The 14166-nt window shown below is 46.2% G+C and carries 6 protein-coding genes, 6 tRNA genes and 1 rRNA gene; all 13 read left to right on the top strand.

Annotated features, from left to right (window positions below; all coding sequences use genetic code 11):
- Positions 1-21: 21 nt before the first annotated feature.
- The 13 genes from KGMB01110_RS07370 to KGMB01110_RS07310 all read left to right on the top strand — a co-directional run bounded on the left by KGMB01110_RS07370 (position 22) and on the right by KGMB01110_RS07310 (position 14066).
- Positions 22-2912, top strand: a 23S ribosomal RNA gene (locus KGMB01110_RS07370).
- 86 nt (positions 2913-2998) lie between these two features.
- Positions 2999-3072: transfer RNA gene (locus KGMB01110_RS07365), tRNA-Asp, on the top strand.
- A gap of 4 nt (positions 3073-3076) precedes the next feature.
- A tRNA-Val gene (locus KGMB01110_RS07360) sits at positions 3077-3149 on the top strand.
- A 6-nt stretch (positions 3150-3155) separates the two neighbouring features.
- Positions 3156-3237, top strand: a tRNA-Tyr gene (locus KGMB01110_RS07355).
- A gap of 27 nt (positions 3238-3264) precedes the next feature.
- Positions 3265-3337, top strand: a tRNA-Thr gene (locus KGMB01110_RS07350).
- 13 nt (positions 3338-3350) lie between these two features.
- Positions 3351-3424 (top strand) — tRNA-Met (locus tag KGMB01110_RS07345).
- A gap of 23 nt (positions 3425-3447) precedes the next feature.
- Positions 3448-3520, top strand: a tRNA-Phe gene (locus tag KGMB01110_RS07340).
- Between the two features lie 430 nt (positions 3521-3950).
- The gene (locus KGMB01110_RS07335; protein ID WP_243112710.1) at positions 3951-5363 is read left to right on the top strand and encodes a D-alanyl-D-alanine carboxypeptidase family protein; all 1413 of its coding nucleotides are present in this window, start codon (positions 3951-3953) and stop codon (positions 5361-5363) included.
- A 393-nt stretch (positions 5364-5756) separates the two neighbouring features.
- Entirely contained in the window at positions 5757-8909 is a 3153-nt protein-coding gene (gene ileS, locus KGMB01110_RS07330) for an isoleucine--tRNA ligase (RefSeq protein WP_119297934.1), read from the top strand.
- Between the two features lies 1 nt (position 8910).
- On the top strand, positions 8911-11382 hold the full coding sequence (locus KGMB01110_RS07325) for a glycogen/starch/alpha-glucan phosphorylase (protein WP_119297933.1): 2472 nt from the start codon (positions 8911-8913) through the stop codon (positions 11380-11382).
- A gap of 10 nt (positions 11383-11392) precedes the next feature.
- Positions 11393-12208, top strand: a complete 816-nt coding sequence (locus KGMB01110_RS07320; RefSeq protein WP_119297932.1) for a hypothetical protein — start codon at positions 11393-11395, stop codon at positions 12206-12208.
- 82 nt (positions 12209-12290) lie between these two features.
- On the top strand, positions 12291-13274 hold the full coding sequence (locus tag KGMB01110_RS07315) for a SpoIID/LytB domain-containing protein (protein WP_170141700.1): 984 nt from the start codon (positions 12291-12293) through the stop codon (positions 13272-13274).
- A 63-nt stretch (positions 13275-13337) separates the two neighbouring features.
- The gene (locus KGMB01110_RS07310) at positions 13338-14066 is read left to right on the top strand and encodes a M23 family metallopeptidase (RefSeq protein ID WP_119297930.1); all 729 of its coding nucleotides are present in this window, start codon (positions 13338-13340) and stop codon (positions 14064-14066) included.
- The last annotated feature ends 100 nt before the right edge of the window (positions 14067-14166 follow it).

The following is a 14166-nucleotide window of genomic DNA, read 5'->3' as shown; positions in this document are numbered from 1 at the left end:
TCCCGTGAATCGAAGCAAGTTGGTTATGCTAAAAAGAGCGTATGGTGGATGCCTTGGCACTAAGAGCCGATGAAAGACGTGATAAGCTGCGAAAAGCTTCGGGGAGGAGCAAATATCCATTGATCCGGAGATTTCTGAATGGGGAAACCTACTTGAGAAGACCTCAAGTATCCTAACGCCAATACATAACGTTAGGAGGGGAACCCGGTGAACTGAAACATCTAAGTAGCCGGAGGAAGAGAAAACAACATGTGATTCTGTGAGTAGCGGCGAGCGAAAACGGAAGAGCCCAAACCAGTGTGCGTGCATGCTGGGGTTCGGACCGCGAAATTGATTCAATGAGTTTAGCAGAATGGTTTTGGGAAAGCCAGCCAGAGAGGGTGAAAGCCCCGTAAGCGAAAGACGAGTTGACAAGGCGGGATCCAGAGTAGGTCGAGACACGAGAAACCTTGACTGAATAAGCGGGGACCACCCCGTAAGGCTAAATACTACTTAGTGACCGATAGCGCATAGTACTGTGAAGGAAAGGTGAAAAGGACCCCGGGAGGGGAGTGAAAGAGAACCTGAAACCATATGTTTACAAGCTGTGGAACCGCATTATTGGCGGAACCGCGTACTTTTTGTAGAACGGTCCGGCGAGTTACGCTGTCTGGCGAGGTTAAGCACTGTAGGTGTGGAGCCGAAGGGAAACCAAGTTTTAACTGAGCGAGAAGTCAGACGGAGTAGACCCGAAACCGGGTGATCTATCCATGTCCAGGTTGAAGTTGCCGTAAAAGGCAATGGAGGACCGAACCCACATCCGTTGAAAAGGGTGGGGATGAGGTGTGGATAGGGGAGAAATTCCAATCGAACCCGGAGATAGCTGGTTCTCCTCGAAATAGCTTTAGGGCTAGCCTCATACGAGTCTTGCGGAGGTAGAGCACTGAATTTCCGCGGGGGCGTCAAAGCTTACCAAAGAATATCAAACTCCGAATGCCGTGTAGATGCTGTATGGGAGTCAGACTGTCCGAGATAAGTTGGATGGTCAAAAGGGAAAGAGCCCAGACCTACGGCTAAGGTCCCAAAATGTGTGTTAAGTGGAAAAGGATGTGGGATTTCGAAGACAACTAGGATGTTGGCTCAGAAGCAGCCATACATTCAAAGAGTGCGTAATAGCTCACTAGTCGAGAGGTCCTGCGCCGAAAATGTCCGGGGCTGAAACACACTACCGAAGCCTAGGAATCTTTTAGAAGATTGGTAGAGGAGCATTGCATACGGGAAGAAGCTATACCGGAAGGAGTAGTGGACTGTATGGAAGAGAGAATGCCGGAATGAGTAGCGAGAGGAAGGTGAGAATCCTTCCGGCCGAATATCTAAGGTTTCCAGAGTAAAGCTGATCTGCTCTGGGTAAGTCGGGGCCTAAGGCAAGGTCGAAAGACGTAGTCGATGGATAACAGGTTGAAATTCCTGTACTATTTTATGACAGAACTGTGGGGACGCAGGGAGAGAGCACGAGCCGGGAATGGAAAGACCGGTGCAAGCGAGGTATCCGTGAGGTAGGCAAATCCGCCTCATAAGGAGAAGACGTGATGCGGACTGAACTATAAGTAAGGAAGCGTGTGAGCTAACTGCCAAGAAAAGCCGCTATTGTTCATAAAATACCCGTACCGTAAACCGACACAGGTGGATGAGGAGAGAATCCTAAGGCCGACGGGAGAAGCATTGTTAAGGAACTCGGCAAAATGACTCCGTAACTTCGGGAGAAGGAGTGCCTGGTGACAGGCCGCAGAGAAATGGCCCAAGCAACTGTTTAGCAAAAACACAGGTCTATGCAAAACCGAAAGGTGAGGTATATGGGCTGACGCCTGCCCGGTGCTGGAAGGTTAAGGGGAGAGGTTAGCGCAAGCGAAGCTTTGAACTTAAGCCCCAGTAAACGGCGGCCGTAACTATAACGGTCCTAAGGTAGCGAAATTCCTTGTCGGGTAAGTTCCGACCCGCACGAAAGGCGTAATGATTTGGGCACTGTCTCAACAATGCACCCGGTGAAATTGAAATACCAGTGAAGATGCTGGTTACCTGCGCCAGGACGGAAAGACCCCATGGAGCTTTACTCCAGCTTGATACTGGGATTCGATATTGCATGTACAGGATAGGTGGGAGACTAAGAACCAATGACGCCAGTTGTTGGGGAGTCGCTGTTGGGATACCACCCTTGCAGTATTGGGTTTCTAACCAGCGGCCCTGATCGGGTCGGGGGACAATGTCAGGTGGGGAGTTTGACTGGGGCGGTCGCCTCCGAAAGGGTATCGGAGGCGCTCAAAGGTTCCCTCAGAATGGTTGGAAACCATTCGAAGAGTGCAAAGGCAGAAGGGAGCTTGACTGCGACACCGACGGGTGGAGCAGGTACGAAAGTAGGACTTAGTGATCCGGTGGTATAAAGTGGGATTGCCATCGCTCAACGGATAAAAGCTACCCTGGGGATAACAGGCTTATCACTCCCAAGAGTTCACATCGACGGAGTGGTTTGGCACCTCGATGTCGGCTCATCGCATCCTGGGGCTGAAGTAGGTCCCAAGGGTTGGGCTGTTCGCCCATTAAAGCGGTACGCGAGCTGGGTTCAGAACGTCGTGAGACAGTTCGGTCCCTATCCGGCGTGGGCGTAAGATATTTGAGAGGAGCTGTCCTTAGTACGAGAGGACCGGGATGGACTGGCCGCTGGTGTATCTGTTGTTCTACCAAGAGCATAGCAGAGTAGCCAAGCCGGGAAGGGATAAACGCTGAAGGCATCTAAGCGTGAAGCCCCCCTCAAGATGAGATATCTCATAACGTCAAGTTAGTAAGACCCCTTGAAGACGACGAGGTAGATAGGGCAGAGGTGGAAGTGCAGTAATGCATGGAGCTGACTGTTACTAATAGGTCGAGGGCATAACCAAACAGGTGATAGGAGAATGGATGAAAGAGTTCTTTGTATGTGATTTTGAAGGTACATACCTTCTAACGCAAAGCATTAGTTTTGTGTGGCCCAGTGGCTCAGTTGGTTAGAGCGCCGCCCTGTCACGGCGGAGGTCGAGAGTTCGAGTCTCTTCTGGGTCGTTGTGGGATCTTAGCTCAGCTGGGAGAGCATCTGCCTTACAAGCAGAGGGTCACAGGTTCGAGCCCTGTAGGTCCCACTACGTGGATGGATTCCCGAGTGGCCAAAGGGGGCAGACTGTAAATCTGTTGGCGACGCCTTCGAAGGTTCGAATCCTTCTCCATCCATTAGCCGAATGGCTAGATTTGATTCTTGCCGATGTGGCTCAATTGGCAGAGCAGCTGATTTGTAATCAGCAGGTTATCGGTTCGAGTCCGATCATCGGCTTTAAACTTAATATCGCGGGGTGGAGCAGTCTGGAAGCTCGTCGGGCTCATAACCCGAAGGTCGCAGGTTCAAATCCTGCCCCCGCAACTCGCACATTTTATGTGCTAAATGCCCAGATAGCTCAGTTGGTAGAGCAGAGGACTGAAAATCCTCGTGTCACTGGTTCGATTCCGGTTCTGGGCATTTTATTTTTGGCTAAATTCATGTAAAGACATGGATTTAGCCTTTTTATTTATGTCACAAAGAGTGTTTCTCATAGTTTCATTTTAGGCGTGGAGTTTTGAATTTGGTTTAGTTTTCATTTTATAAGACATATGATAAAATATAAGTTAATAAAGACAGGCTGTATTTAATTATTTATTATATGTACAGAATATGAAATATAAATACAGTAAAATAAGATGCGAAACAGTATAGAAAATAAATGAGGAAAAAGTAATCAATGAAAAATAAAACCGGAATCAGAAATAGAAAAAAACTTTGGACAAAGATATGGAGCGGAATCTTGTTGTTTGCACTACTATTTCATACAGGAGGTATCGGAATCTTATGGGAGAGTGGGAATTCCGAAAATAATGGAAAATCTATATTTTCGAGGAATTCCATACAGACTGTGCATGCAGAAGAAGCGGCAGCACAGCAGGAGACGCTGACACCGGAACAGCAGGCGCAGAAGGAACAGGAAGCGAAACAGAAAGAGATGAATGAATCTTATGCGATTACACCGGAGACAAATGAAGTAAAGAACTGGCCGCAGGGACCATCTGTCTATGCCGGCGGAGCGGTTGTGATGGATGTGAACAGCGGAGCGATTCTGTACGCCAAGAATATGGATGGAAAATATTATCCGGCAAGTATCACCAAGCTTCTGACGACGTTGGTTGCACTGGAAAATGCGGAATTGACGGATAAGGTGACGTTTACCCAGGACAGTGTTTCTTTTCTGGAGCCGGGAGATGCTCATATAGGAATGCGTGCAGGAGAAGAAATTACGCTGGAAGATGCCCTGTATGCGGTGTTGCTGGCTTCGGCAAACGAGGTATCACATGCGGTTGCTGAGAGTGTTGGCGCGAAGATGGGCGGAGATTATGATACCTTTATTCAGCAGATGAATCTCCGATCTAAGGAGTTAGGATGTACAAATTCTCATTGGATGAATGCAAATGGGCTGCATGATGAGGAGCATTATACGACGGCGCATGATATGGCTTTGATTGGAGCAGCGGTCTTTCAGCAGGAAGAATTCCGGACGATCGAACAGTCCTTAAGTCATACCATTCCACCTACGAATCTGGTAAATGAGGCCAGAACCTTTCAGCAGAATCATAAGATGCTTTATGCCAACAATCAGTATTATTATGAATATTGTGTGGGAGGGAAGACCGGATTTACGGATCAGGCAAAGACTACGCTGGTTACATTTGCGGATAATGGAGAATTGCAGTTGGTTGCAGTGAATCTTCATTCTTATGGGGCAAATGTTTATACAGATACGAAGGCGATGTTCGAGTACGTGTTCCAGAATTTCAAGAAGGTTTCTCTGGAAAATGAAATGGACAGCCGGAAGGTAGAAAAATGTCTGACCGAGAATCCTTATGTAGTGCTGCCGAAAGATCTGGACCTGAAAGATGTAAGTGTAGAATATGAGCTGGTCAGCGGAGGTGAAAACCGGGAGGCACAGGCTATCTATCAGTATAAAGGGCAGTGTGTAGGAAAAGCGGAGGTGGTTCTGAAGGCTTCTTATTATAAAAAGATGGCAGGAAAATCGGATCCGAAACTTCACAAAGTGAAAAATGATCGTTGTGAGAAAAGAACATTCGATTTAAAAACAAAAGTGCTTCTGGTAATCGGAGGGCTTGCAGTGATTCTCTTGGGAATCTTTGCAATGGTGCTGAGTATAAAGAAAAGCTACAGAAATGCAAGGAGACGAAAGAGAAACAGTCACTCGGGAAATGGCCGCACGGGGAACAGAAGAGCAGGAGCTGGTAAGAGCACAAAGAACCGGAGGAATAAAAGTTCAAGATAAAACGTAATATAACTGACAGGAACCGGGAAATTGCAGGTATCGTGGGCTTGACGAAATCGTTTTTTGTTACTATAATAATACGGAGAATGTGAAGACGGAGACAGTAGGCTACGTTTGAAAGCTTCAGAGAGCCGGGGATGGTGGGATCCCGGTGCCGGTAATGTAAGTCCGAATATCACTCCCGAGCAGCAGAGTGTGAAACAAGGGGCTATGAAAAGAAGATAGCGAGATGGAGTAACTTCTGACGGTGTTCCGCCGTTAAAGGGAACACGCATGTTGGTGCGTTGTAACAGGTGGTATAACGAAAGTACAGGCTTTCGTCCTTTTACAGGACGGAAGCTTTTTTGTTTTGTTACAATGCTTCTTATAGTTTTCAGAGATGGAGGAAAAGTTATGTATCAGAAAGTGGATACCGATCTGAAATTTGTAGACCGGGAAAAAGAAGTGGAAAAGTTCTGGGATGATCATGAGATTTTCCAGAAGAGTATGGATGAAAAAGAAGGCTGTCCGGAATATACCTTTTATGATGGACCTCCGACAGCAAACGGAAAACCGCATATCGGTCATGTGCTGACCCGTGTTATCAAGGATATGATTCCGAGATACCGTACCATGAAAGGATATCAGGTTCCGAGAAAGGCCGGATGGGATACACACGGACTGCCGGTAGAGCTGGAAGTAGAAAAAATGCTTGGACTGGATGGAAAGGATCAGATCGAAGAATATGGTCTGGAACCATTTATCAAAAAGTGTAAGGAAAGTGTCTGGAAATATAAAGGAATGTGGGAAGATTTCTCCGGTACCGTTGGTTTTTGGGCTGATATGGAACATCCATATGTTACCTATGATAATAACTTCATTGAGTCCGAGTGGTGGGCTTTAAAAGAAATCTGGAACAAGAAGCTTCTGTATAAAGGCTTTAAGATCGTTCCGTATTGCCCGCGTTGTGGAACTCCGCTGTCTGCTCAGGAAGTAGCACAGGGCTATAAGGATGTAAAAGAACGTTCTGCAATCGTAAGATTTAAGGTGAAAGACGAAGATGCCTATATTCTGGCATGGACCACAACTCCGTGGACTCTGCCATCCAATATCGGTCTTTGTGTAAATCCGGAAGAGGAATATGCAAAGGTAAAGGCCGCGGATGGATATACCTATTATATGGCATCAGCACTTCTTGATACCGTACTTGGTAAGCTCGCGGAAGATGGCAAACCGGCATATGAAGTACTGGAAACTTACCAGGGAAAAGAACTGGAATATAAAGAGTACGAACCGCTGTATCAGTGTGCATATGACTGTGCTGCAAAGCAGAATAAAAAGGCATTCTTTGTAACCTGCGATACCTATGTTACACTGACAGATGGTACCGGCGTGGTTCATATCGCACCTGCATTTGGTGAAGACGATGCGAAAGTCGGAAGAAAATATGACCTTCCGTTTGTACAGTTAGTGGATGAAAAAGGTAATATGGGTGAGACGACTCCATTTGCCGGATTATTCGTTAAGAAGGCAGATCCGGAAGTATTGAAGGACCTGGATGCAAGAGGACTGCTGTACGATGCACCGAAATTTGAGCATAGCTATCCACATTGCTGGAGATGTGATACTCCGCTGATCTATTACGCAAGAGAATCCTGGTTCATCCGTATGACAGAAGTAAAGGATGACCTGATCGCAAATAATAATACTATTAACTGGATTCCGGAAAGCATCGGAAAAGGACGTTTCGGTGACTGGCTGGAAAATGTACAGGACTGGGGAATCAGCCGAAACCGTTATTGGGGAACTCCGCTGAATATCTGGGAATGTAGCTGTGGACATATGCATTCCATCGGAAGCATCGAAGAACTGAAATCCATGTCCGATAACTGTCCGGAGGATATCGAACTGCACCGTCCATACATTGATGCAGTGACCATCAAGTGTCCGGAATGTGGCGGAGAGATGCACCGTGTACCGGAGGTTATCGACTGCTGGTTCGATTCCGGTTCCATGCCGTTTGCGCAGCATCATTATCCGTTTGAAAATCATGACCTGTTTGAGAAGCAGTTCCCGGCAGATTTCATTTCCGAGGCGGTAGACCAGACCAGAGGATGGTTCTACTCCCTGCTGGCAATTTCAACCCTGCTCTTTAACAAGGCACCATATAAGAACGTCATCGTTCTGGGACATGTACAGGATGAAAACGGACAGAAGATGAGTAAGTCCAAAGGAAATGCCGTGGATCCGTTTGAGGCACTGCAGACATACGGAGCAGATGCAATCCGCTGGTACTTCTACAGCAACTCTGCACCGTGGCTGCCGAACCGTTTTCATGGAAAGGCAGTACAGGAAGGCCAGAGAAAATTCATGGGAACTCTGTGGAATACCTATGCATTCTTCGTACTGTATGCGAACATCGATGAGTTCGACGCAACCAAGTATACACTGGATTATGAAAAATTATCCGTTATGGATAAATGGCTGCTGTCTAAATTGAATACACTGGTTAAGACAGTAGATGAAAACTTAAGCAATTACCGGATTCCGGAGACTGCAAGAGCACTTCAGGATTTCGTGGATGATATGAGTAACTGGTACGTCAGAAGAAGCAGAGGACGTTTCTGGGCAAAGGGAATGGAACAGGATAAGATCAATGCATACATGACATTGTATACCGCACTTATTACCGTTTCAAAAGTTGCTGCACCGATGATTCCGTTCATGACAGAGCAGATTTACCAGAACCTGGTAAGAAGCCTGGACAAATCCGCACCGGAAAGTATTCATCTGTGTGATTATCCGGAAGTAAAAGAGGACTATATCGACAAGACACTGGAAGCAAACATGGATAATGTCCTGAAGCTGGTTGTGATGGGACGTGCCTGCAGAAATACTGCAAACATCAAGAACCGTCAGCCGATCGGTCAGATGTTTGTGAAGGCTGAATTTGATCTTCCGGAGTATTATCAGGATATCGTCAGAGACGAGCTGAATGTGAAAAATGTTAAATTTACCGACGATGTTCGGGAGTTTACTTCATACACATTTAAACCGCAGTTAAAGACAGTAGGACCGAAATATGGTAAAATGTTAAATGGTATTCGAAGCGCACTGGATGCAGTGGATGGAAATGCGGCCATGGATGAAGTCAACAGCACAGGCGCATTGAAACTGAAAGTTGGAGAGCAGGAGATCACGCTGTTCAAAGAAGATCTGCTGATCGATACCGCACAGATGGAAGGGTATGTATCGGAAGATGACAATGGAATCACTGTTGTTCTGGATACAAACTTAAGTGAAGAATTGCTGAAGGAAGGATTCGTCCGCGAACTGATCAGTAAGATTCAGACTATGCGTAAAGAGGCTGGCTTCGAAGTGACAGATAAGATCCATGTTACTTATCAGGGAAGTGAATGTGCCGAAGAAATTTTCGATGCACACGCAGAACAGATCGGAAGCGAAGTCCTTGCACTGGATGTAAAAAATGCGGCACCGGTTGGATATACCAAAGAATGGAATATCAACGGAGAATCCGTAACAATGGGTGTTGAGAAAGAGAGCTAACATGAACAAGTTATTTGAGAAAGAGACATTTAAAAAAGAAGTAAAGGAAAATGTAAAGCGACTGTTTCGCCGGACATTAGACGAAGCAACTCCGCAGCAGATTTTCCAGGCAGTATCTTATGCTGCAAAAGATGTAATCATGGACGACTGGATCGAGACCCAGCGTCAGTATAAAAAGGGTGTAAAAACTGTTTATTATATGTCTATGGAGTTTTTGATGGGTCGTGCCCTGGGCAACAACCTGATCAATCTGCAGGCATATCAGGAAGTAAAAGAGGCTCTGGACGAACTGGGAATCGATCTGAATGTGATCGAGGACCAGGAGCCGGATGCAGCACTGGGAAATGGCGGCCTGGGAAGACTGGCTGCCTGCTTCCTGGATTCTCTGGCAACTCTGGGCTATCCGGCATATGGATGCGGAATCCGTTATCGCTATGGAATGTTTAAACAGAAGATTGAGAACGGATACCAGGTGGAAGTTCCAGATAACTGGCTGAAAGACGGCAATCCGTTTGAAGTCCGCAGAGAAGAATATGCAAAGGAAGTAAGATTTGGCGGAAACATCCGGTTTGAAAAAGATCCGGTAACCGGAAAGGACAAATTTATTCAGGAAAATTATGAATCCGTTCTGGCAATTCCGTATGATATGCCGATCATTGGCTATGGCAACCATGTGGTAAATACATTACGTATCTGGGATGCACAGGCAATCACAGATTTCAGTCTGGACTCCTTTGACCGTGGAGATTATCACAAGGCAGTGGAGCAGGAAAACCTGGCAAAGACGATCGTAGAGGTTCTTTATCCGAATGATAATCACTATGCAGGAAAAGAACTGCGTCTGAAACAGCAGTATTTCTTTGTATCTGCAAGCTTGCAGGCTATGATCGCAAAGTATAAAAAAGAAAATGGAAACGATCTGCACAAGTTATATGAAAAGGTTGTTATCCAGATGAATGATACCCACCCGACCGTTTCCGTACCGGAACTGATGCGGATCCTGATCGATGAAGAGGGCATGAACTGGGAAGAAGCATGGGAAGTTACCACAAAGACCTGTGCCTACACCAACCATACCATCATGGCAGAAGCCCTGGAAAAATGGCCGATCGACCTGTTCTCCAGACTGCTTCCGCGTATTTATCAGATCGTGCAGGAAATCGACCGCCGGTTCGTAGAACAGGTACGTGCGCAGTATCCGGGCAATGAAGACAAAGTTCGCAAGATGGCAATTCTTTACGATGGTCAGGTACACATGGCGAGAATGGCAATTATTGCAGGTTATTCTGTCAACGGTGTGGCAAGACTGCATACCGAGATCCTGAAACATCAGGAACTGAAAGATTTCTATGAGATGATGCCGGAGAAATTTAACAACAAGACAAATGGTATCACACAGAGAAGATTCCTGTTACACGGAAACCCGCTGCTGGCAGACTGGGTAACTGCTCACATTGGAGATGGCTGGATCACAGATCTTGCACAGATCGGACGGTTAAAACCACTGGCAGAGGATCCGAAGGCCTGCGAAGAATTTATGGAGATCAAGTATCATAACAAAGAGAGACTTGCGAAATATATTCTGGAGCACAATGGAATTGAAGTCGATCCGTCCTCTATTTTTGATGTACAGGTGAAGAGACTGCATGAGTACAAGAGACAGTTGTTAAACATTCTGCATGTGATGTATCTGTATAATCAGATGAAACAGCATCCGGAGATCGCATTTTACCCGAGAACCTTTATTTTCGGAGCGAAAGCGGCAGCAGGTTATAAGAGAGCAAAGGAAACCATTAAGCTGATCAATTCCGTAGCAGATGTGGTAAACAATGACCGCAGCATCAACGGAAAGATCAAGGTGGTATTTATCGAAGATTACCGCGTATCAAATGCAGAGCTGATCTTTGCAGCAGCAGATGTGAGCGAGCAGATTTCTACCGCTTCCAAAGAGGCCAGTGGTACCGGTAACATGAAATTTATGTTAAATGGTGCGCCGACATTAGGAACGATGGATGGAGCAAATATTGAGATCGTGGAAGAAGTTGGAGAAGAAAATGCATTTATCTTCGGTCTGAGATCAGATGAAGTCATCCGCTATGAAAACGAAGGCGGCTATAATCCGATGGATATTTACAACAGTGATGTCGAGATTCGTCAGGTGGTGGATCAGCTGGTAGACGGAACCTATGCAAATGGGGACAGAGAAATGTACAGAGACCTGTATAATGCTTTGCTGACCACCAATGACAGCCCGCGCGCAGATATGTACTTTATTCTGAAGGATTTTCGTTCTTATGCGGATGCGCAGAAACGTGTGGAGGAAGCATATCGGGACAAAAAACATTGGGCTCAGATGGCTCTGTTAAATACGGCATGCAGTGGTAAATTTACGTCAGACCGTACGATTCAGGAATATGTAGACGAGATCTGGCATCTGGATCCGATCACAGTTCCGGCAACAGAAGAAGAATAGGAGAGATACTATGGATTACACGTATTCCTACGACTACATGTATGGGGAACCGGCAACGGGAAGCACAGAAGTCCTGGGAGTGATTCTGATGATCTATGCGGTGATTATCGGGGGAGTACTGCTGGTGAAACTGGCAGAATATGTGATCAAAGGTCTGGCGATGTACCGGATGGCGCAAAGAGCAGGGATGGATTATCCATGGCTGGCATTTGTACCCTTTGCAAGAGTGTATCTGCAGGGAGAATTATCTGGCGATATCATGTTTCGTAAACGGACGATTCGAGATCCGGGGATCTGGCTGATCTTGATACCGATCATAAAGACGGTGATCTTTGGGGTGATCTCAGTGATTACCTGGGTTGCAGTCGCTGGAATGGTAGTCACAGCTGTATATACGAACCATTACACCGGATCTGTATTTGGCATAGGGGTTTTTGTTGTACTCTTTGTAGTGGCGATTTTGGCTTATCAGGCACTGATCAGTGCGTTGAAAGTGCTGGTGAACTATCAGATCTATCGGAGATTTACTTCCAATAATCTGGCGATTGTTCATGCGCTGCTGGGAATCCTGGTTCCGTTGTATGAAAGCATTTGCCTGATGGTTTACAGGAATAAACCTTATCTGGATGGGGAAGGTTCGGGAAGTCCGGAGCAGTCAGAGGATGCAGAGGCGGAGACGTCAGCGAATTTGCCCGGAACACCATCTGATGTGAGTACGGAGTCGATTCCGAAACTGATTTTGGAAGAGGAGCAGCAATCTGCTGAAGCATCGGAAGTCGTGGAATCTGCAACCGAAGAGTTATCTGATTCAGCAGGCGAAGAGTAGAGGAACCGGTCAGATATGTTAGAAAATAAAAGAACATGGAAATGTGAGATCCTTCATAGAATATTCTATGGAGGATCTTTTTATGTGGCATCAGAAATTCAGGCAAATGCTGAAAATAGGATTTTCTTTTTTCTGTATTTTGATTTTACTTCCGTATATCGTGACCATTTTCTTTCAGGGGAAAGACGGAAGTGTACTGGGGGAGCGCGGGAATTCTTATATAAAATATCAGGCGGATGGAGAATCAAAGGAAGTTTTGTGGACAGATTATATGATGGGAGTACTGGCGCAGGAGCTTCCTGGGAAAATGGAACCGGAGGCGTTGAAAGCGCAGACAATCTTACTTCGAACTGCACTTTGCAGGGAATGGGAAGAGAGTGAGACAGGGGTGTTTACCACGCCTTATTGGACGGAAAAAAAGCTGAAAGAAAAGTGGGGCATTTATACGCAGGAGTGGAAATGGAGACTGGAAAAAGCAATCCGGGAAACAAAGGGGCAGGTCTTAATTTATCAGGGAACTTATGCGAGGACTCCCTTTCATCAGTCAAGCAGCGGACAGACAAAGGATGGAGCGGAACTCTTTGGGACAGAAGAGGCACCTTATCTGGTTTCGAGGGAATGTCCGCTTGATAAGGAAGCGACACAGGAGATGCATCTTTACGAGATGTCTTATGCTGAAGTCCGAAAAAAGTGCCAGACGATTCTGGAGGCAGTGCCAAAAGAAGAGGCAGAGAGAAAATTGCAGTATGAGGATTTTATAATAGAAGAAAAGGAAGAAAGCGGATATGTTCGTCGGGTGAAGATATGCGGAACTTCCATGAGCGGGGAGCAGTTTCGCAATTTTTTAGGGTTGGCGTCCAGTGCATTCGAATTTCAGAAGGGGGAAGAGGACCGTTTAAAGATTGTAACGATGGGGAATGGACATGGCCTGGGATTGAGTCAGTGGACGGCGCAGGAAATGGCGAAAGAGGGAAAAAGCTGCGAAGAGATTTTAAATTATTTTTTTGAGGGAACCAAGATTGAAGAAAAAGAAGAGATTTGCGATCTACCGCAGAAAAAAGAGTAAAAAGCGATAAGGATAGAATAAGGCCTTTGTTTTCTGGCAAAAATAGTACCAGAGGTGATGAATATGAATCAAGACAAAGGGCCAGCAAATATAAGAAAAAGAGCATGGACAGCAGGAATCGGGATTTGTTTTGTGGCAGTGATCGTATGGACCGGAATCGGGTCGATCAGGAACAGCCAGAAAAAGATTCAGGAACAACAGGCAAAACTGGAAGAAAGCCAGCAGGCAAATACGGAAGACATTCTTTTGCCGGAAGAAAAGACAGAAACGCAGGGAAATAGCGGAGAGGGTCAGACGGAGGAAACACAGGAGGAAGCAGCGGATCAGAGCGGAGAACTTCAGGCAACCCAGTCTGAGAGAGCAAGAACGCTGTCGTTTTCGGAAAACAGCCTGATTGAATGGCCGGCAAGCGGCAGCGTTCTGATTAATTACAGTATGGACAAGACCACATATTTTCCTACATTAGATCAGTATCGGTATAACCCGGCGCTGATTATAGGCGGACAGGAGGGAGAGCCGATCTATGCGTCTGCGGAGGGATTGATTACAGGAATTGAGCAGTCGGCGCAGACTGGAACCATGGTTACAATGGATCTGGGAAATGGATACAGCGCATCTTACGGCGAGTTGAAAGATCTTTCTGTTGCGGAAGGGCAGTATGTGAGCACAGGAGATCTGATCGGGTATCTGAGTCAGCCGACTAAGTATTACAGTGTAGAGGGTGTGAACCTTTATTTTGAGATGGAAAAAGATGGAAATCCGGTAAATCCAATGGACTTCATGGAACAGTAAAAATATGTTAAAATAGCGTTGTTGCCTGAGAAAATGATGACCGCATACAATCCCGGAAGATGCCGGATGGCATTTCCGGTGATTGGTGCATGAAGGAATG

Origin of the sequence: Mediterraneibacter butyricigenes (genome assembly GCF_003574295.1) — a bacterium.
In the GTDB taxonomy this organism is placed as follows: domain Bacteria; phylum Bacillota; class Clostridia; order Lachnospirales; family Lachnospiraceae; genus Mediterraneibacter_A; species Mediterraneibacter_A butyricigenes.
This window is presented reverse-complemented; position numbering and strand designations above follow the sequence as displayed.